Raw genomic sequence first — 19,858 nt, forward strand, 5'->3', positions numbered from 1 at the left:
TTAAGTTTTTTAATTATTTTAAAGTATTTTTAATTAATATTTTTTTTATTGAAATATTGATTTATTTTATTTTTAGGCTATTTTTTATTTTAAAATTTAATTAATATTTTTTTATTTTCAATTTAATACTTTTTTTTTAAAAAATTATATAATTGTTCTTATATAAATGATATTTAAAGAAACTTTTAAAAAAGGAGTATTTTTTGTAATTATTTATTCAATTATAAAATTTTAATATTTAAAATATTAATTTCATTTTAATGATTTTAATTTATAAAATATTTATAAATATTGCCTAAAGTTCTTTTAAAAAAAGGTGAGAATATGAATAAAAAATTAGATTTAGAATTTTATGTAATTTTTGTGTCTTTTATTACATCTTTTTTTGGAGTATTTTTATCTAATGGTGTAGTTGTAGGGTTACCTGCAATTGGAAGTAATTTTGGAATGAGTAATATAGTACAAAATTGGGTTTTAACTATTCTATTTCTTGTAATTGCAGCATGTACTATACCAGCAGGGCAAATATCTGGAAAATATGGTGTTAAAAAGTCTTTGATAGTTGGTCTTGTTATTTACTTAATTGGATCTATTGGAGCATGTATATCATTTTCAACAGAATTATTTTTTATATCTAGGATTATCCAAGGTATTGGTATTTCAATTGTAAATGTTGCTGCAATGGCTATGGTTGTATCTGCAGTATCTCCTAAAAATAGAGGTAAAGCATTAGGATATACTGTTACAGGTGTTTATTTAGCTATTTCACTTTCTCCTGTTATATGTGGATTTTTAGTATATAATCTTGGTTGGAGGTCTATGTTTTATGTAGTAATCCCATTCTTAGTATTATCTATATTTTTAATTATATTTAAAATTCCACATGAATGGAGAACTTATGAAGAAGATTCACTTGATATTATAGGTTCAATACTTTATGCATTTGGTATATTATCATTTGTATATGGTTTTACAACATTAAATACACATAAAGGTTTAATATTTACAGTTATTGGTATATTGTTACTTATTATATTTGGAGCTTGGGAATTAAAACAAAAATCTCCTGTATTTAATGTGCGCCTATTTAATAATGCAAAATTTTTATCATCAAATATTGCATCACTTTGTAGTTATCTTGCAATTATGGTTGTAACAACAATAATTAATTATCATCTACAGTATGTTAGAGGATGGAATTCACAAATGGCTGGAGCAATGCTTATTATAACTCCAATTATAATGGCTATAATGGCACCAAATGCTGGAAAATTATCTGATAAAATACATCCTCAAAAATTAGCAGCTATTGGAATGAGTATTGCTACACTTGCATTAATAATATTTACATTTTTAAATCCTAAAACTCCTCTTTATCTTATTATCATTGCAATGATACTTCAAGGTTTAGGAATGGGACTTTTCTCATCACCAAATACAAATGCAATTATGAGTTCAGTACATCCAAAAGATGCACCTACTGCATCAGCATCACAAGCTGCAATGAGAACAATTGGTCAAACTTTAAGTTTAGGACTTTTAACTTTAGTATTCTCATGGGTAATGGGCACTTTAACTTTATCTACAAAATATGCAGTATTAATTGTAAAAAGTTCTCAGATTATTTGTGGAATTGGTGTAATATTTTGTATATGTGCAGTATTTGCATCACTTGTAGGAATTAAATCAAAAGATAAATTTAATACTAGTTAATTAATTTAACTACTTTTTTATTTTTTTAATCTTCTTTTATTTTTTAAAAATTAGTCTAGTTTTTTTTAGTTTTTAAAATTAGTTTTTATTTACTAGTAGTGTGGTTTTTTAGTTTTTAAATTTAGTTTTTATTTAAGAAGTAGTTTTTTTAGTTTTTAAAATTAGTAATATTTATAATAAAAGTAGGTAAAGGAGATTATCCTTGTACTCTAACTTTTGTCATTTTATCTCCTTGTTTGATTTTATAAACAACATCCATACCTTCAATAACTTGACCAAATACAGTATGAACTCCATCTAAGTGATGTTGTGGAGATAAAGTTATAAAGAATTGACTTCCACCAGTATCTTTACCTGCATGAGCCATAGATAAAGCACCAGTTCCATGTTTATGTGGGTTTCCTTCAGTTTCACATTTGATTGTGTAACCTGGTCCTCCAGTTCCATCTCCTCTAGGATCTCCTCCTTGAATAACAAAATCTGGAATTACTCTGTGGAAAGTTAATCCATCATAAAATCCACTATTTGATAGTTTTTCAAAGTTAGCAACAGTTCCAGGAGCTTCGTTAGGGAATAATTCTAATATAATTGTTCCTTTTTCAGTTTCCATAGTAGCTTTTTTCATTTTATCACTTTAATTTTTTTCATGTTCTAATAATATTTTTATTGAACATCTATAATTTATGTTTTAATTAAATATTAAATTATAGTTTTTTATTTAAATTACTTTATAATTTCTTTAATTAATTATTATTAATATTATTTACTCTTTATATGTATTTATTTTTCCAGATAATACATTTTGATAATCTTTGTAATTTTCACGAAGAAGTCTTGGAATATCAAGTTCATATGGACATTTTTTAATACATTCACCACAATCTTCACATTCAAGAGTTTTTTCCATCATTTTTTCATATTCTGGAGTAAGATATGGCTCAGTAGGGAAACGTCTAATCCATAATGACATTCTAGCACACATATTAATATTAATATCATTAGGACATGGTTGACAATATGCACATCCTCTACAAAAGTCTCCAGATAATTCTTTTTTATCTTCTTTTATTATATTTTCAAGTTCACTATTAAGCTTAATATTTTCTTTTTGATAAGTTAAGAATTCATCTAATTCACTTTCTTTTTGTATTCCCCATATTGGTAAAACTGTAGGATATTCTTCCATAAATGCATATGCTGCTTTAGACTCTTTAAGTAATCCTCCACCCATAGCTTTCATTGCAATAAATCCTATATTATTTTTATTACATAATTCAATAATTTTAAAATCTCTTTCTTCACTTAAATATGAAAAAGGATATTGCATAGTTTCAAATAATCCACTTTTAATCTCTTTAATTGCAAGTGCATTTTTATGTGAAGTTATACCTATATGATTTATTAAACCTTCTTTTTTTGCTTCAAGGAATACATCATATATACCATGTTCATCTCCAGGTTTTGGACAAAATGGAGGATTATGAAATTGATATAAATCTATATAATCTGTCTTAAGATTTTTAAGACTAGTTTCTAAATCTTTCCATACTTCCTCTGGGGTTAATGATTTAGTTTTACTTGCAATATATATGTTTTCACGAACATCAGATAATGCTTTACCTATTCTCTCTTCACTATTTGAATAAGCTCTTGCAGTGTCATAAAAGTTAATTTTATTATTGTATGCTTTTTTTAAAAAATTTATTGCATCTTTTTCTTCTGCCCTTTGAAGAGGTAATGCTCCAAAACCGAGTTTATTAACAATTATGTTTGTTTTTCCAAGTTTTACACTTTCCATATTATCCTCTTTTAAATTTATAATTTATTTATTATTTATCTTATTTTAATTAAATATAATCATAGATTTATTTTATTAATTAATATGATTATTATTAAATAATTTATTTTTTCTTTTAATTTTAGTATCATCTAAAAATAAAGTTAATATTAAACCAATCGAAAGAAGTAATATTGTGAAATTCATCACTAACTTCATTGCATCTTTAATTACTAAATTAACAATTTTCTTTATTATTGGTTTTTCCTTAATTTCTTTTCCACTTACATGACCTAATTTTTCAAAGTAAACATGTAAATTAGATTTAAATTCAGAATCGCTTATATGATTTGGAGCATAAGTATTAGTTGCATCATGTAATCCACCAATAGCACCAATAATTAAAATACATCCAATAATTGCAGTACCCATTGAACTTCCTAATGTTTGGCCAGTAGTAATAAAACCAGAAGCAGTACTTTGACTTTTAGGAGGAGTATTCCTTAAAGAAATATCTACACTTAATGATATTATAAGACCTAATCCTGCACCAAAAATAATTAATCCTAAGAATAAATCACTAAATTTAGTATCTAGTGTAAATCTAGATTTAAAAGCTAAAACTCCAATAATTGAAATAATAAAACCTAAAACCATTATATATTTATGATTAAATTTAACTGCTAATTTAGGAGCTAAAAGTGAAAATATTAATAAACTTATAGTTAAAGGTAATAAATTTAAACCAGTATTAAATGCATTTAATTTTAATACAGATTGTAAAAATAAAGAAACTGCAAATAATGACCCTGCAATTGATAAATTTGTAATTAACCTTATAATCATACCTAAAGATAGATTTTTCTCTTTTAATAGAGAAACATCAAATAAAGGTATTTTATTATTAGATTTTCTTTTATTTTCAAATAAAATAAATACTAAAATTAATATTAAACCACAAATCATAAGAGCTAAACTTTTAATTCTATCTGAAATTAATGTTAGAACACCTAAAACAAATAATATAATACCAGTTACAGATAAAATTGCACCTATAATATCAAAATCAGCTAATTTTTCTGTTTTAATAAATACTGGTATCTTTTTATAAAATATAAAAATAAATAGGATTATTATAAGTTCAAAGACAAAACCAAATCTCCAACTTAAAAAGCTTGTAACAACTCCTCCAAATAAAGGACCAATAGCTGCAGCAATCCCTACAATTGCACTACTAATTGCTAATGCAAATGTACGTTTTTCACTATTATAACTACCACTTATTATAGAGATAGTAGAAGGAGTCATTAATGCTCCACCAATTCCTTCTAATAAAGACCATCCAATAAATAACATTGTGGAATTTATACTTAAAGATGCAATCAATGCACCTAAACCATAAATAAATGCTCCAGTTAAAAATATTCTTCTTTTACCAAATATGTCTTGGAATTTAGATCCAACTAACATTAAAGATGCAGTAGTTAATGTATAAAAACAGATTATTCCTTGTACAGTTCCTATTGTAGTATTTAGATCAACTATTAAATTAGAAATAGATACATTCATAAATGTAGTATCTAAGGTTATAATAAATGATGCAAAGGCAACTAATATTAATGGAAACCATGATTCCTGGTTATTCATATTTTCAACCATATAAATATAACCTCATTTGATTAAATTGATTATTAATATATTAAAAAATAAAATTACTATTAATTTTATTTTAATAATATAAATATATTAAGTGAAATCTTCAATTTTTTTAAGACTTTTTTTATTTTTATATAATATAAAATATTTGAATTAAGATTTTCTTAATATTAGGTATTTTAGATTATTATAATTTTAGATTAAAAAATTTAACTTAACATTTAGTATTTTAGATTATTATAATCTTAGATTAAAAAATTTAACTTAATAAATAGGATATTTAATAATAATTTTTTAAATTAAATTTATATTAAATAAAATATAGAATTATTACTGAATATTTTATTTATTATAAAAATTATTTACTTAATTTTTAGAACTTTAAGAAGTTATTTTATTATTATTTAATTAAATTAAGGTGTTATTATTATGAATACTAAAGAAGTTATGGATAACTATGATAAATATGTAATGCATACTTATGGTAGACAACCTATTGTCTTAGATCATGGACATGGAGTTAAAGTCTATGATAAAGATGGAAATGAATATTTAGATTTCTTTGCAGGAATTGCAGTAAACAATGTTGGTCAAACTAATGAAAAAGTTGTTGAAGCTATTAAAAATCAAGCTGAAAAAATGATTCACACATCTAATATTTATTATAATGAGCCAGCAGCAATACTTGCAGAAAAATTAGCAAATAAATCTCACTTTACAAAAACTTTCTTTTCTAATAGTGGAGCAGAAGCTAATGAAGCAGCTATTAAACTTGCAAGAAAAGCTACTGGTAAAGGCGAAATTATCACTGCATTACAATCTTTCCATGGAAGAACTATGTTAACAGTTACTGCAACTGGTCAAGATCAATTTAGTGCACCATTTAAACCATTACCTCCTGGTTTTAAACATGTTCCATATAATGATTTAAAAGCTATGGAAGATGCAATAAGTGATGATACTGCAGCTATTATGTTAGAAGTAGTTCAAGGTGAAGGTGGAGTAAATGTTGCAAACCAAGATTATATGAATGGAATCCAAAAATTATGTGATGATAATAATATATTACTTATTATTGATGAAGTTCAAACTGGTGTTGGAAGATGTGGATCTTTCTTTGCACATGATTTATTTGGAATTAAACCAGATATTGTAAGTCTTGCTAAAGGTCTTGGTGGAGGAGTTCCTATTGGTGCAACTTTAGCAACTGAAGAAGTAGCTTCTGCATTTGTACCTGGTGATCATGGTTCTACTTTTGGTGGAAATCCACTTGCAGCTGCTGCAGCTGATGCTGCAATTGATGTTATTGATGAGAAAAATCTTTCTCAAAATGCTAAAGAAATGGGTGTATATCTTAAAGATAAATTAAACACTTTAAAAGATAAATATGATTTTGTTTCTGATGTAAGAGGTTTAGGTCTTTTAGTAGGTATTGAACTTACTATGGAAGGTGGAAGCATTGTTGATAAAATGAGAGAAAAAGGTGTTTTAATCAATTGTACTGCAGGTAATGTTTTAAGAATTGCTCCTGCACTTATAATTACAAAAGAAGATATTGATGTTATGGTAGAAAAATTAGATGAAGTATTTTCTGAAATCTAATTTTTATTTTTTTTAACTATCTATATTTTAACATTTAAAATCTTTAATTTTTAGAATATTTTTTAAATTCAATTTTAAGAACTAATACTCTTCAAATTAGAAAATAAGTTTTTTAATAGACTCTATATTTTTTTATTATTTCTTTAAATTAAAAAAATAGGTTTTTTAATAGATTCTATATTTTCCAATTCTTCTTTTTTAAAACATTTAATGTTGTATGACTTAAATCCATAGTTTTAAGTTCATTTATATTTTTCCAAGCATAATCTATATGTTCATCACTAATTTTAACTTCATCATCTTCAAGTATATTTACATACATATAGATTTGTATTGTTATTATTTTTGCTTGTTCATCTTCAATAGCTTCATAGAATTTACATGGTTCAACTTTTAAATTTGTTTCTTCTTTAAATTCTCTTCTTAATGTTTCATCAAAATATTCAGTATGTTCTGCTTTTCCACCTGGAAATTCCCATTGATTTGGAAAAGTTTTACTTTTTGGATGTCTTTTTAAAACAAGTATTTTTTCATTTTTTTTAGCTATTCCTCTTACAGAAAGTCCATATCCTTTTTTCATATTATTATTCTCCTTAATTCTTTTATTAAAATAAAATTTATTTTAGCTAAAATTTATATATTAATAAGTTTATATAAGTAATGTTATCTTTTTTAAAATAAATTAAATATTAAAAATTATATAATTAAACTTAAGGAGTATAATATTTTTATTAATAAAATTATTATATTGATTTTAAACTATTGATAAAAATCTTTTAAATTCTGGAGGATTATAATGGATTTAAATATTAAAGTAAATGAAAAAGACCATTTAGATATTGGTGGTGCTGATGCATGTGACCTTGTAGATAAATTTGGTTCACCAATATATGTAATTGATGAAAACAGAATAAGAGATAATTATAATAGATTTTATAATGCATTCTCTAAATATTATCCTGATTTTAAAGTATTTTATGCTTGTAAAGCAAATACAAACCTTGCAGTTATGAAAATACTTGAAAGTGAAGGATGTTGTGTAGATACAGTTTCACCAGGTGAAGTTTATACTTGTGAAAAATTAGGTTTCTCACCTGATAGAATATTATTTACAGGTAATAACATCACTGATGAAGAACTTAAAGAAGTTCATGATATGGGTGTTATTTTAAATGTTGATTCAGTATCAGCAATTAAAAGACTTGCTAATGTTGTAGACCCTAATGGTCTTAAATTATCTATTAGAGTAAATCCTATGGTAGGTGCTGGACATCATGCACATACTATTACTGGTGGTGTAATGAGTAAATTCGGTATCATGGATAATGAAGCAGTTGAAGTATATCAATTAGCAGAAGATTTAGGATTTGATCCTGTAGGTATTCATTCTCATATTGGTTCAGGTATATTAGATCCAGAACCATTTAAATTAGCAATAGGTTCTACTATGGATATTGCAGGTAAAGTTCATGAAGAAGCAGGAGTTGATTTTGAATTTGTAGATTTTGGTGGAGGTATTGGTGTACCTTATACTCCTGAAGAAAAAGCATTAGATATTGATCATTTTGCTCATGAAAATGTTAAATTCTTTGAAGAAAAACTTAAAGAATATAATATGGGTAAACCTACAATGTTTTTAGAACCAGGAAGATATATTGTTGCAGATGCAGTTGATTTACTTGTTAAAGTTAACAGTGTAAAACAAAGTTATAGGAAATATATTGGTGTAGATGCAGGATTTAACACTTTACTTAGACCTACTATGTATGGATCTTACCATCATATTGTTGATGCAAGTAAAATGAGTGCACCTATTAAAGAAGAAGTTGATGTTGCTGGAGATGTTTGTGAATCTGGAGATTTATTTGCTAGAGACAGACCATTACCTGAAGTTGAAGAAGGAGATGTTTTAGGAATATTAAATGCTGGTGCATATGGATTTACTATGGCATCACATTATAACTCAAGACCTTTACCTGCTGAAATTTTAGTTAATAATGGAAATGCAACAGTAGTACGTAAAGCTGAAACATATGATGATTTATTTAGAAATCAAATTATTCCAGATTACTTACAATAATCTTGGAGGTAATTCAAATGATTGATTTAAAAGGATTAAAATTTTCAAAAATGCATGGAATTGGTAATGATTTTGTAATTATTGATGAAAGTGCAGGTACTGTTATATCTGAATCTGATAAACCAGAAGCATGTCGTTTCTTATGTGATAGACATTTTGGTGTAGGTTCAGATGGAGTATTATTTGTTGAAACTTCATCTGAAGCAGATATTGGTTACAGAATGTTTAATCCAGATGGTTCAGAAGCAGAAATGTGTGGTAATGGTATTAGATGTTTCGCTGATTTTGTATATAGGAAAAAAATACTTGAAGCAGAATCAATGACTGTTGAAACAAAAAGCGGAATTAAAACTATTGATATTACACTTGAAAATAATGAACCTAAATTCTTCAGAGTAAATATGGGTACATCTACATTTAAAACTGATGAAGTCCCTATGATTTATGATAGTGAAGAATGTGTCAATAAAGAATTAGAAGTTGGTGGAGAAAAATTTAATATTACTGTATTAAGTGTTGGAAATCCTCATGTTATTATCTTTGTTGATGATGTTGATAGTGTAGATATTGATAAATTTGGTCCTCTATTTGAAACTCATAGATTATTCCCTGAAAACATTAATGTTCACTTTGTAGAAGTTATTTCTAAAAATGAAGGTAAAATGAGAACTTGGGAACGTGGTGCTGGTGTAACTCTTGCTTGTGGTACTGGTGCTACATCTACAGCTATTGCAGGATATAAAAATGACCTATTTGATTCAAATGTCCTTTTACACCTTCCTGGTGGAAACCTTAAATTTACAGTTTATAAAGAAGGAGATCAATTAGGAGCATTTATGGAAGGACCTGCAGAATTAGTATTTGATGGAGAAATTCAATAATTTCTTCATTTATAATTTTTTAATTACTATTTTTATTAGTTTATACTTTTTATTTACTTTAGTATATATTATATTTAAGTTATAATTTTTACTCTAGTTTTTATTTTTTAGCTATTTATTAATTAATTCAATAATTAGGTTTAAAGACTTTATTAAAAATAAGTTCTAATAGATTTTTTTAAAAAATTTAAGTTTTTAAAACAACTAGCTATTTAAGAATCTATTTTAAAAAAAGTTTGTAGATAAATAATTAAGTTAATTAGTGATTTTAGAATAGTAATTATTTTAAAACTTATTTAAATTTTATAATAATGTAATTATTAAAGTTATATTATATCTTTATATTTAATATGATGGATTTTATAATAATGTAGCAGTTATTAAAACTACATCTTCAAAAAAGAAATGTTGTTTTTTTGTTATTTCACATATAAATCCTTCATTTTCTAAAATTTCAAATGTTTTTTCAATATTAGATAATGATGACTGTATCATCTGAACTTTTCCATGTTCATTTAAATGTTTTTTCAATCCATATAAAAAGGGATCTATGACTTTTCTTCCATCTACTCCGCCGTCAAATGCATAATTTAAATCATCATTAATAATGTCTTCATCTTCAGTTGGTAGATATGGAGTATTAAATAAAATTACATCAAACTTTCTGTTTTTAAAAGGTTCATAAAGATTTCCAAATACAAGTTCAATATCATCAATACCATTATTTTTAAAATTCTCTTCTGCAATTTCAAGAGCATTAAAATTAATATCACTTACTGTAATTTTATCAGATTTTTCTCTTGCATAAAGTGCAACTAATCCAGATCCTGTACCAATTTCTAAAACTGTATCATTTTTATTTATTTGAAGATTTTCTTCTAAAAGAAAAGTATCTTCTGCAGGTTTGTAAACTAAATCATCAGTTTTAATTTCATATTTTCCCATTTTCATAAAATATCACTTAATAATTGTGTAATCTCAAGTATCTCTTCAGGACTTAAATTTATTACTCTTTTTTCAAGTAATTCATTTAGTTTATCTGAATTTATATTTTTAATATTTGTTTTTAACTCTTTTTTATCACTATAACCTAATTCATGTCGGGAATTTATTATGGAATTTTCTGCTTTTTTATTTTTATGTTGAAATAATGCCTTACAAACTTTTTCATAATTTTCAAATATTTCTTCATCTTCAATTTTATTATTTGGTGTAAGTTTTACAACTGCAGAGTCTACTTTAGGTTTAGGTATAAAACATTCTGAAGGAACTTTTGTTAATAATTCAATATCTACTTTAAAATGTAACATTGCAGATAGTCTTGAATAATTTCTTTCATTAACATTACTTAACATTCTATCTGCAAATTCTTTTTGATACATTAATACTCCAAATTTAAAAGGATAATTAAGAAGTTTAAATGTTATTGGTGAAGATATTTGATAAGGGAGATTAGATATTATTTTATCAAATTTTGGAAAGTCTACCTTAAGTGCATCATCATTTATAATTTCAATATTGTCTATTGAATTATCTTTTATACGGTTTTTTAAGATATTAATAACTTTCTTATCTTTCTCAATACATATTACTTTTTTTGCCTTTTTAGCAATTTCTAAAGTTAATGTACCTATTCCTGGTCCAATTTCTAAAATAGTATCTGATGAGTTAATATCTCCAAATTCAATTATTTGATTTCTTTTAGCACCATCTATAAGGAAATTTTGACCTAAACTATGATTTAAAGTTAGATTATATTTCTTTAAAATATTCTTTGTTTCTTTTGCTAATGAAATTTGATTATTATTCAATTAATCACATCTTTAGAAAATATTTCTTAAGTCCTAATATTAGTTTTATAAGGTATGGAAAAAATTTTACAACCTTAATATATTTATTACACTTTTATATTTATTTTTATATGTCATGGAAAAATTTTATAACATTAATATATTTTTTAGGATTTAATATTTGTTTTTATTGGATTTACTTAATTTTAATATAGATTTTATTTTCATTTAAAAATAAAACTTATTTTAGAAATTTAAATTTTTAATTGTAAGAATATTATAACTTAAATTATTAAATAAGTGTTTATTAAATACTTATTTTTTAATTTTTATTATTTTTGAATTCTTTTTTAGATTTATTTTTATTTCTATTTTTTCTTTTTTGTTCCCTATAATATTCTCTCATTCTTTCACTAGGAATTTGAGTAAATAGATAATATTTCTTTTTACCTTTTTTAACAGTATTTGGATCAAGTTCTTGTATTACTCTATTTGTAATCATGTTTACTGGATTTGGTAATGAAGGTACTCTATTTTGTAAATCTTTGTAAGATTCAAATGGTTTTTCATCTCTTGCTTTAATAATATTCCACATTGTTTTTTTACCTATTCCTGGAAGAAGTTCAATCTTATGTAATCTAGTACTTAATGAACCTGCAGTATTAAAGAAATTAATATATTTATCTTCTTGTTTTTCAACGATTTCTTTTATTGCATATTCAAGTTCAACACGACTAGTAGCTGTTAAGTTATTATAATCAAGTTTTCTTACGGTTTTTATTTTATCTCTTTTTCCAGAACCAATATATAATTTTTCATGTATCTCAATATCCACATTATCTTTTGGTATGAGTTCAAGAAGTGTGAATTTATCTGTACCTATTGATTGTACTATTGGTTTGTTTTTAAATTTAGTTCCACTTTTATTTACATAACCTAACCTAAGATAATCTAGGACTATAGCATATTCTTCTTTTTTAAATTTATATTTATCATTGTTTTTTTTCATTTTCCTCACTTCTTTTATTATGTTAAGTCCTTAATTTTTAATATTCATATATTAAATTAATTATCTTATAATATATTCATTATATTTAATATATTTTGTTTTATTATTATTCATTTAAAGAAAATTTAGTATATGTTTTTTATTTTATTTTACTTAAATAAAAAATAATATTTAATAAGAATTTAAGCTTTCTATTAAATCTGTTTATTTTTTACTTTAATTATATCTGGATTTATTTAAAATAAAGTTTCTTAATATTTTTAAAATATAATTTATATATTTTAGTTTATTTAGGATTCTTTATTTAGAAGATATAATTATATAGTTTTAAATTTTTAATTTTATTAGTTAATATAAATTTTATACAATATTGAATTTATTGTATTTAAAAATAGTTTTTTTTAAGTTTATTAATTAAAAATTAAAATATTATAAAAAAAGTTTTTTAAAGTTTAGAGTAATTTAAAATTTATTAAAAAAAGATAATTGTAGTAAAAATAACTATTCTTCATCATCTACTACATATTTATCTACTATTTCGAGAATTTCTTCCATATCTTCTTTACTTAATGAAATTCTCTCTTTAGCGAATATTAATCTCATATCAGATAAATCTTTAGGTAATAAATCAGCTACACGAACAGCATATTTTTTAGGAAGTTTTCCTTCAAGTTCTTCAATCATTTTATATGTATCTTCTTCAGAAAGTTTGTTGAAAGTAAGAACATGATTTAATGTAATATTTTGTTCGTAACTAAGGTCATTATTTTCACTAAATTCTTCTAGAATTCTTTTTACTTTAGCTGCAGGTATTGGCTCTTTGCTAACTGTTTTTTTACCTATCATTTATATTCACTCTTGCATTTTTAAGTGGTCTGGTCTAACAATTAATTCTTTACTTTTGTTACCATCTTTTAAACTTACAATGTAAGCTTGTCCTTTTTTACCAATAATTTCTCCAGTTTTTCCATGGAATCTAGAATGTGGTTGACCTCTGTGAATACTAGGGTCAATAATAATATGTACTAAATCTCCATTTTCAAAAGTTTGAAGTTTGTTAGTAATAGGGTTAGAACGACCTTTACGTGATTTTTTAGTCAATTTTTTTCTTGATCTACTTTTAAATCCTCTTGATCTTTGCATTTTTATAACCTCTATGTATTAATTTAATATGAATAATGTTTTTATAAACTATTCATTTTTAATGAATAATCCTTATAAATTTACATTAAGAAAAAAATAATTTGTAAATTGTAATTTTTATAAAAACATAGTTTTTAAAAGTTTAATAATAAAATGGATAAATTTCATAAAATTTCGATAATAAGATTAATTCTTAAATTCTATGATTTTTTAGAAATATACTTTCCATTAATTAATAATATTAATTTATTACTTTAAAGCTATTAATATACTTTTAGTTTTATAGTAATTTTTTTATTATTTTTTTATATTTTTTATTTTTTTTAGTATTTATTTTTTTATTATTTTTTACTTACTTCAACAACATCTAGTTGACTACATATGCACTGATTATTAAGAAGTCCAGTAACACTTGGATTAGTTCTTCCTTCATCTGAAGAGATTAATTCTTTAATATATAATCCTCCTTCAGTTTTAATAGTCATTTTAAATTCTTTTGGATTAATAATCTCACAATTCAATCCTAAAACTCTTTTTTCTCTAATTTTATCTGCTCTTCTATGAGATACTCTATTTGGGGTTCTTTGTTTAATTAAATCTAGATTTTGTAAAATTTCTAAATCTTTTTTATTAACTTCATTTTCACATTTAACAATTGCTTCATAAATTTTATATGCATCTGGAGAAGATACTTTTATTTCTCCTTTACGATTTCTTTTACAATATTTTAAATGGTTGTATTTAGTTTTACCATTTGCATATTCATTTACTTCTTTTTCTAATTCACTAAGATTTAATTTTCTAATTTTAGGTTCAACAACTTCAAGAACAAATGGTCTACCATCACCTAACATTAAAACATCAATATCTTCTCTTCCTGCACCATGAAATTTACAAAATCTTCCTTTAGTTTTTTTAAGGACTATATCAGACATAATTTCTTCAACAGATTCAGAATACATTTTACCAGTGTAATTACAATATTTGCAACCTTTTCCATGACATTCCCTACAAGGCCATTTAGTTTGAGGTATTCCTCTTTTATATTTATTATAAGTTCCTTCTATGAATATTGGATTAATTTGTATATACACTGTTGGTTCTTCATTATTAAAATTTAATTCAATAACAATTTCATTATCTTTAAATTCTACAATTTTACCTAGTCTTTTTTCTAGTTCTAATCCAATTGTTCTATTGATTTCTTTTTTAATGTTTTCTGTATTTAAATCAAATTTTTTATCAAATATTTCATCTTTTTTTAGAATTTCTTTTGGAACTTTTGAACCTACTAAGAAATTATCAAATTCTAAATTTATAAAATTGATTTTTTGATTTATTCTTTCATATAATTCATTATTTATTTTATCAAATAGATTATTACAGATATAACATTTTTCATTTGGATTTTCTATAGATAATTCTTTTCTTATAAGTTCTCCTCTTTCTTTATTTGTTAATCCTTCTATTTCATTAGAAAACTTACGTCCTAAACAATGATTACAAATCGTATTGTTTGTATAATCAATTATTTCTTTTGCTTTTTTTAATACTTCTTTGTCCATATTATCTACTTTTAAAGTTTTAAAAATAAGTATTATTTTTTTAAAATCAGATTTTTATTTTAATTAGCTTCAAAAATTAAGTGAATAATTTAGTAGATTATTTTCTTCTACCAAATTGATTCATTAAACGAGCCATATTTCCTCCACCAAATCCACCACGTTTTCCAATACCTTTCATTGCTTTTTTACTATTATTATAATATTTAAGAAGTTCTTTGATATCTTTTTCTTCAACACCAGCACCTCTTGCAATCCTTTGGATACGTGATTGTTTTATGATTCTAGGATTTTCCATTTCTTCTTGTGTCATTGATGACATAATAATTTTATAGGTGTTTATTTTATCTTCTGTCATCTTTGTATATTCTTTAGGTATTTTATTACCTAAACCTGGAATTAAATTCATGACTTGTTGCATTGGTCCCATTTTATTCATCATTTCAAATTGATTTTGCATATCTACAAGGGTGAATTTACCACTCATCATATTATTCATAGTTTTTTGAGCAATATCTTCATCAATATTTTCTTCTGCTTTTTCAATAAGTGATTGAATATCTCCCATTCCTAATAATCTTGAAATGAATCTTTCAGGATCAAATACTTCAAAATCATCTATTTTTTCTCCAGTACCAATGAATTTAATTGGAGCACCAGTTTCTGCAACTGCAGAAAGTGCACCTCCTCCTTTTCCAGAACCATCTAATTTTGAAATAATTATAGAACCAATATCTGTTGCTTCAGAAAATGCTTTTGCTTGTTCACCAGCGATTTGTCCAATGGTACCATCAATAACAAGAATAGATTCACTTGGATTAATGATTTTATCTAATTTATTCATTTCTTCAATTAAATCTGATTCTTGTTTATGTCTTCCTGCAGTATCAAAAATTATTATTCTTTGATTTTTGAATTTTTCAAGACCTTTTTTTGCAAGGTCTAATGCATCTTTATTTTCAGGGTCACCATATAATGAAATATCTAATTCTGTAGTTAATTGTTTTAATTGTTCATATGCTGCTGGTCTCCATGTATCTGTACATACTACAGCTGGATTATATCCTTTTTTAATTAAATATTTACATAATTTACCTATAGTTGTTGTTTTTCCACTACCTTGTAATCCTAAGAATAATATTTTAAATGGTTTATCTGTAATTTCAAGTTTTGCTGCTTCAGAACCAAGTAAGTTAACCATTTCTTCATATATAATTGTTATAACATATTCTCTAGCAGTAATTCCTTTAGGTGGTTTTTCATTTAGTGCTCTATCTTCAATTTTTTTAGATAATTTAAATACTAATTTAACATTTACATCTGATTGAATTAATGCACGTTGTATATCTTTTACAACTTCTTTAACTGTTTTTTTATCTATAACAGTCATTCCTGCTAATTTTTTAATACTGTTACTTAGGTTTTCTCCTAGATTTCCTAACATATTATTAACCAGCTTTTATTTTTTTAATATTTGATTTTTTTAAGTTTAAATCTTTACTTTGTTAAAATCTTTTTAAATCATGAACTTTTAATTTAAATAAATAAATTTAATAAACTTAAATTTTTAAATAAATACGTTTTTTAACAAAGTAATATTTTAATATTATGTGATTATTTGATAAGTTTAATATAAAATCAATAATATAATTAAATATATAAAATATGATTTAAAAATTTATTTATTATTATATTATTTATGTACTATTTAAATTGTACTTTATTTTTTTATTATTTTTAAAAAAATTTTAAGGTTAATATTTAGATTGTACTTATTTTTATTATTTTTTAAAATTTTATATGTAGTGAAATTATGCTTGAAGAATTAAAAAAATCTTTAATTGAAGCACCAGTTGTTAAAAAAGGAGATTATGATTATTTTGTTCATCCTGTTAGTGATGGAATTCCAACTATGAAACCAGAAGTTTTAGTTGAAATTTCTGAAGTTGTTAAAGATAATTTTAACATTGATGTTGATAAAATAGTTGGTATTGAAGCTATGGGTATTCCTTTAGCTACTGCATTATCTATTGAAACAGGTATTCCTTTTGTTATAATTAGAAAAAGACATTATGGTTTAGATGGTGAAGTTGCTATTCATAAAACTACTGGTTATGGTGAATCTGATTTATATATAAATGATTTACATAAAGGAGATAAAGTTTTATTAATTGATGATGTAGTTAGTACTGGTGGAACTTTGATTAGTACTATTAAAGCTCTTGAAGAAATTGGAGTTGACCTTGTTACAATTATTGCAGTATTAGATAAAGGAAATGGAAGAAATATTGTTGAAAAAGAAACACATCATAAAATTGGTTCTATTGTAAAATTACATATTGAAAATGGTAAAGTTGTAATTGATTCTACTATTGCAGATTAATTTTAATATTCTTAAATTTTAAAATTTTTATATTTTATTTAAATTTTAAAATTATTTTTTTTAGTTTTTAATTTTAAATATTTACTTTTTAGTTTGATTATTATGTCAATGTATAATATGGAAGTTGAAAAGGTTATTAATCATATTAATAAAAAAGGATATAAAAATGTAGGATTGCAATTTCCTGAAGGATTAAAAATGCAGGCTGTTTCTATTGCTCGTAAAATAGAAGATGAAACAGATGCTACTGTAATTATTTCTGGTGATCCTTGTTTTGGTGCATGTGATGTTTGTGATAAAAAAATGGAAGGTATAGTAGATATGATTGTTCATTATGCTCATACTCCTCTTCCATTAAAATATAAAGTTCCAGTAATGTTTATTGAGGCATATTCTTCAATAAATGTTAAAAGATCATTAGATAAAGCATTAGAACTATTGGAAGATTATAGTAAAATTGCACTTGCTACTACTACTCAACATTTACATCTTTTAGGTGAAATTAAAGATTATCTTGAAGATAATGGTAAGGAAATAGTTATAGGTTCCTCTTCAAAAGGTACTACTAAAGGTCAAGTCTTAGGATGTAATTTTTCATCAATTAAAAATCTTGATGCAGAAATTTATCTTTTCATTGGAAGTGGAAAATTTCATCCATTAGGGATACATCTATTTACTAAAGCTCCTGTAATTGCAGTAGATCCTTATAATGGTGAGGCAAATGAAATTTCTGATTATGCTGATAGAATTTTAAGAATTCGTTTTGCAAGAATTATTAAAGCAAAATCTGTTAAAAAATGGGGAATTCTTGTATCTTCTAAAGAAGGGCAATATAGGATGAGTCTTGCAAAAGAAATTAAAAAAAGCCTTCAAGATGAAAATATGGAAGCTTATATTATTTTAGTTGATAAAATAAGTCCTGAAATTTTACTTCCATATATGGATTTAGAAGGATTTATAGTAACTGCATGTCCAAGAATTGCTATTGATGATTCTGCTATGTATAAAAAGCCTCTTATAACTCCTAAAGAATTGGAAATTGTTTTAAATAAAAGAAAATGGGAAGAATATGAATTAGATGAAATTCTCTTTCATGAAAGATATAAAAAATAGTTTCCTAAATTAATAAAGAAAATTTTATTTTATTTTTTTAAATTTAAGTTTTCTTTAAAAATTGAAATTTTTTATTTTAATTTAAATCTAATTTTATTATAAATATCATTTATTTTTTAGAATATTTAATTAAGTTTATATTATAATAAAATTATAAATACATATTTATAGTAAAGAAATTATTTAATATGATATTTATTTTTTAAATTTCCTACTTATTTAGAGGTGTATAAATGAAAATAAAATCAGGAGATTTAGTAATGCCTGGAGATTATTTAGGAATTGTAGAACAGTATTTACCTGGTGAAGGAACCTATGATGATGATGGTAATATTAAGTCTTCTATTTTAGGCAATGCAAATTTAGATTTGAAAAACAGAATTGTTTCTGTTTCTCCACTTACTGGAACACCTGTACTTTTAAAGCTTGGTGATGAAGTTTATGGGCAAATTGCTGATTTACGGAGTCAAAGGGCTATAGTGGACATAATAAGTAAGGTTGATGAAAATAGGGGGCTTGCTCTTCCTTATTCAGCTTCAATTCACATATCTCAAGTTGAAAATGATTATTTAGATTCTTTATCTGATGCATTTAGAATTGGAGATATTATTAAATGTAAAGTTTCTCGTATTACTGGTGATAATGTAGATTTAAATACTGAAGATGAATCTGATGGTGTAATTAAAGCTATGTGTATTCGTTGTCGTTCTTATCTTAAACCTACTAATAGGAGAAATGAGTTAATTTGTGAAAAATGTGGTAAAAAACAAAGACGTAAAATGTCTTTGGAATATCTATATTAAGGTAAATATTTTAAAATTTATAATTTATTGATTCATTATTGTTTATTAAATTTTTTTTTAGGATGATAAAAAATGGAAATTGAAGTTTTAACTGATAAAAAATTAGAATTAGAAATTGTTCTTCATGGTGAAGACCATGCTCTTTGTAATGTTATAAGAAAAATTCTCATGGAAGATGATGATGTTCAATATGCTGTTTATGCAATAGACCATCCATTAATTGGTGAACCAATTATGACTATTAAAACTAAACAGAAAAAAGTTGCTAGAAATTCACTTAAAAAAGCAGCTGAAACACTTAAAAATCAAACTCAAGAATTTAAATCTTTAGTTGAACAAATTTAAT

At 24.2% G+C, this 19,858-nt stretch carries 19 protein-coding genes; 8 read left to right on the forward strand and 11 right to left on the reverse strand.

Annotation, left to right across the window (positions count from 1 at the left end):
- The first annotated feature begins 324 nt into the window (after positions 1 to 324).
- Positions 325 to 1,713 (forward strand): MFS transporter, encoded by a 1,389-nt coding sequence (locus T523_RS01730; RefSeq protein WP_042707200.1) that lies wholly within the window; start codon positions 325 to 327, stop codon positions 1,711 to 1,713.
- Between the two features lie 196 nt (positions 1,714 to 1,909).
- Here T523_RS01730 and T523_RS01735 read toward each other — a convergent pair whose 3' ends face one another.
- The 3 genes from T523_RS01735 to T523_RS01745 all read right to left on the reverse strand — a co-directional run bounded on the left by T523_RS01735 (position 1,910) and on the right by T523_RS01745 (position 5,149).
- A complete protein-coding gene (locus T523_RS01735; protein ID WP_042707201.1) occupies positions 1,910 to 2,338 on the reverse strand; it encodes a peptidylprolyl isomerase in 429 nt (142 codons plus the stop codon).
- A 138-nt stretch (positions 2,339 to 2,476) separates the two neighbouring features.
- Positions 2,477 to 3,511: an aldo/keto reductase gene (locus T523_RS01740; RefSeq protein WP_042707202.1), complete on the reverse strand. Its 1,035-nt coding sequence runs from the start codon at positions 3,509 to 3,511 to the stop codon at positions 2,477 to 2,479.
- Positions 3,512 to 3,586: 75 nt separating this feature from the next.
- A complete protein-coding gene (locus tag T523_RS01745; protein ID WP_084486360.1) occupies positions 3,587 to 5,149 on the reverse strand; it encodes an MFS transporter in 1,563 nt (520 codons plus the stop codon).
- Positions 5,150 to 5,575: 426 nt separating this feature from the next.
- Between T523_RS01745 and T523_RS01750 the strand changes: the two genes are divergently transcribed.
- On the forward strand, positions 5,576 to 6,748 hold the full coding sequence (locus T523_RS01750; protein WP_042707203.1) for an acetylornithine transaminase: 1,173 nt from the start codon (positions 5,576 to 5,578) through the stop codon (positions 6,746 to 6,748).
- A 175-nt stretch (positions 6,749 to 6,923) separates the two neighbouring features.
- Here T523_RS01750 and T523_RS01755 read toward each other — a convergent pair whose 3' ends face one another.
- Positions 6,924 to 7,328, reverse strand: a complete 405-nt coding sequence (locus T523_RS01755; RefSeq protein WP_042707204.1) for an NUDIX domain-containing protein — start codon at positions 7,326 to 7,328, stop codon at positions 6,924 to 6,926.
- A gap of 216 nt (positions 7,329 to 7,544) precedes the next feature.
- Between T523_RS01755 and lysA the strand changes: the two genes are divergently transcribed.
- Positions 7,545 to 8,828, forward strand: a complete 1,284-nt coding sequence (gene lysA / locus T523_RS01760; protein WP_042707205.1) for a diaminopimelate decarboxylase — start codon at positions 7,545 to 7,547, stop codon at positions 8,826 to 8,828.
- A 20-nt stretch (positions 8,829 to 8,848) separates the two neighbouring features.
- Positions 8,849 to 9,709: a diaminopimelate epimerase gene (dapF, locus tag T523_RS01765; protein WP_084486363.1), complete on the forward strand. Its 861-nt coding sequence runs from the start codon at positions 8,849 to 8,851 to the stop codon at positions 9,707 to 9,709.
- A gap of 360 nt (positions 9,710 to 10,069) precedes the next feature.
- Here dapF and T523_RS01770 read toward each other — a convergent pair whose 3' ends face one another.
- From T523_RS01770 to T523_RS01800, 7 genes are all read right to left on the reverse strand, one after another.
- Positions 10,070 to 10,654 (reverse strand): HemK2/MTQ2 family protein methyltransferase, encoded by a 585-nt coding sequence (locus T523_RS01770; protein ID WP_042707247.1) that lies wholly within the window; start codon positions 10,652 to 10,654, stop codon positions 10,070 to 10,072.
- 2 nt (positions 10,655 to 10,656) lie between these two features.
- Positions 10,657 to 11,520: a 16S rRNA (adenine(1518)-N(6)/adenine(1519)-N(6))-dimethyltransferase RsmA gene (gene rsmA, locus T523_RS01775; RefSeq protein ID WP_042707207.1), complete on the reverse strand. Its 864-nt coding sequence runs from the start codon at positions 11,518 to 11,520 to the stop codon at positions 10,657 to 10,659.
- Positions 11,521 to 11,821: 301 nt separating this feature from the next.
- The gene (locus T523_RS01780; RefSeq protein WP_042707208.1) at positions 11,822 to 12,508 is read right to left on the reverse strand and encodes a DUF655 domain-containing protein; all 687 of its coding nucleotides are present in this window, start codon (positions 12,506 to 12,508) and stop codon (positions 11,822 to 11,824) included.
- 501 nt (positions 12,509 to 13,009) lie between these two features.
- The gene (locus T523_RS01785; protein ID WP_042707209.1) at positions 13,010 to 13,354 is read right to left on the reverse strand and encodes an RNA polymerase Rpb4 family protein; all 345 of its coding nucleotides are present in this window, start codon (positions 13,352 to 13,354) and stop codon (positions 13,010 to 13,012) included.
- A gap of 6 nt (positions 13,355 to 13,360) precedes the next feature.
- The gene (locus tag T523_RS01790) at positions 13,361 to 13,651 is read right to left on the reverse strand and encodes a 50S ribosomal protein L21e (RefSeq protein WP_042707210.1); all 291 of its coding nucleotides are present in this window, start codon (positions 13,649 to 13,651) and stop codon (positions 13,361 to 13,363) included.
- A gap of 341 nt (positions 13,652 to 13,992) precedes the next feature.
- Positions 13,993 to 15,216 carry a tRNA pseudouridine(54/55) synthase Pus10 gene (locus tag T523_RS01795; RefSeq protein ID WP_042707211.1) on the reverse strand — a complete coding sequence of 408 codons (1,224 nt, stop codon included), beginning with the start codon at positions 15,214 to 15,216 and terminating at the stop codon, positions 13,993 to 13,995.
- A 97-nt stretch (positions 15,217 to 15,313) separates the two neighbouring features.
- Positions 15,314 to 16,657, reverse strand: a complete 1,344-nt coding sequence (locus T523_RS01800) for a signal recognition particle protein Srp54 (RefSeq protein ID WP_042707212.1) — start codon at positions 16,655 to 16,657, stop codon at positions 15,314 to 15,316.
- 369 nt (positions 16,658 to 17,026) lie between these two features.
- Between T523_RS01800 and hpt the strand changes: the two genes are divergently transcribed.
- The 4 genes from hpt to T523_RS01820 all read left to right on the forward strand — a co-directional run bounded on the left by hpt (position 17,027) and on the right by T523_RS01820 (position 19,857).
- Positions 17,027 to 17,596, forward strand: coding sequence for a hypoxanthine/guanine phosphoribosyltransferase (gene hpt, locus T523_RS01805; RefSeq protein ID WP_042707213.1), 570 nt, complete (start codon positions 17,027 to 17,029; stop codon positions 17,594 to 17,596).
- Positions 17,597 to 17,698: 102 nt separating this feature from the next.
- Positions 17,699 to 18,709 carry a diphthamide biosynthesis enzyme Dph2 gene (gene dph2, locus T523_RS01810; protein WP_042707214.1) on the forward strand — a complete coding sequence of 337 codons (1,011 nt, stop codon included), beginning with the start codon at positions 17,699 to 17,701 and terminating at the stop codon, positions 18,707 to 18,709.
- 233 nt (positions 18,710 to 18,942) lie between these two features.
- Positions 18,943 to 19,512 (forward strand): exosome complex RNA-binding protein Csl4, encoded by a 570-nt coding sequence (locus T523_RS01815; RefSeq protein ID WP_042707215.1) that lies wholly within the window; start codon positions 18,943 to 18,945, stop codon positions 19,510 to 19,512.
- Positions 19,513 to 19,584: 72 nt separating this feature from the next.
- On the forward strand, positions 19,585 to 19,857 hold the full coding sequence (locus T523_RS01820) for a DNA-directed RNA polymerase subunit L (protein ID WP_042707216.1): 273 nt from the start codon (positions 19,585 to 19,587) through the stop codon (positions 19,855 to 19,857).
- Position 19,858: the final 1 nt, after the last annotated feature.

Source organism: Methanobrevibacter wolinii SH (genome assembly GCF_000621965.1).
Lineage (GTDB): Archaea > Methanobacteriota > Methanobacteria > Methanobacteriales > Methanobacteriaceae > Methanarmilla > Methanarmilla wolinii.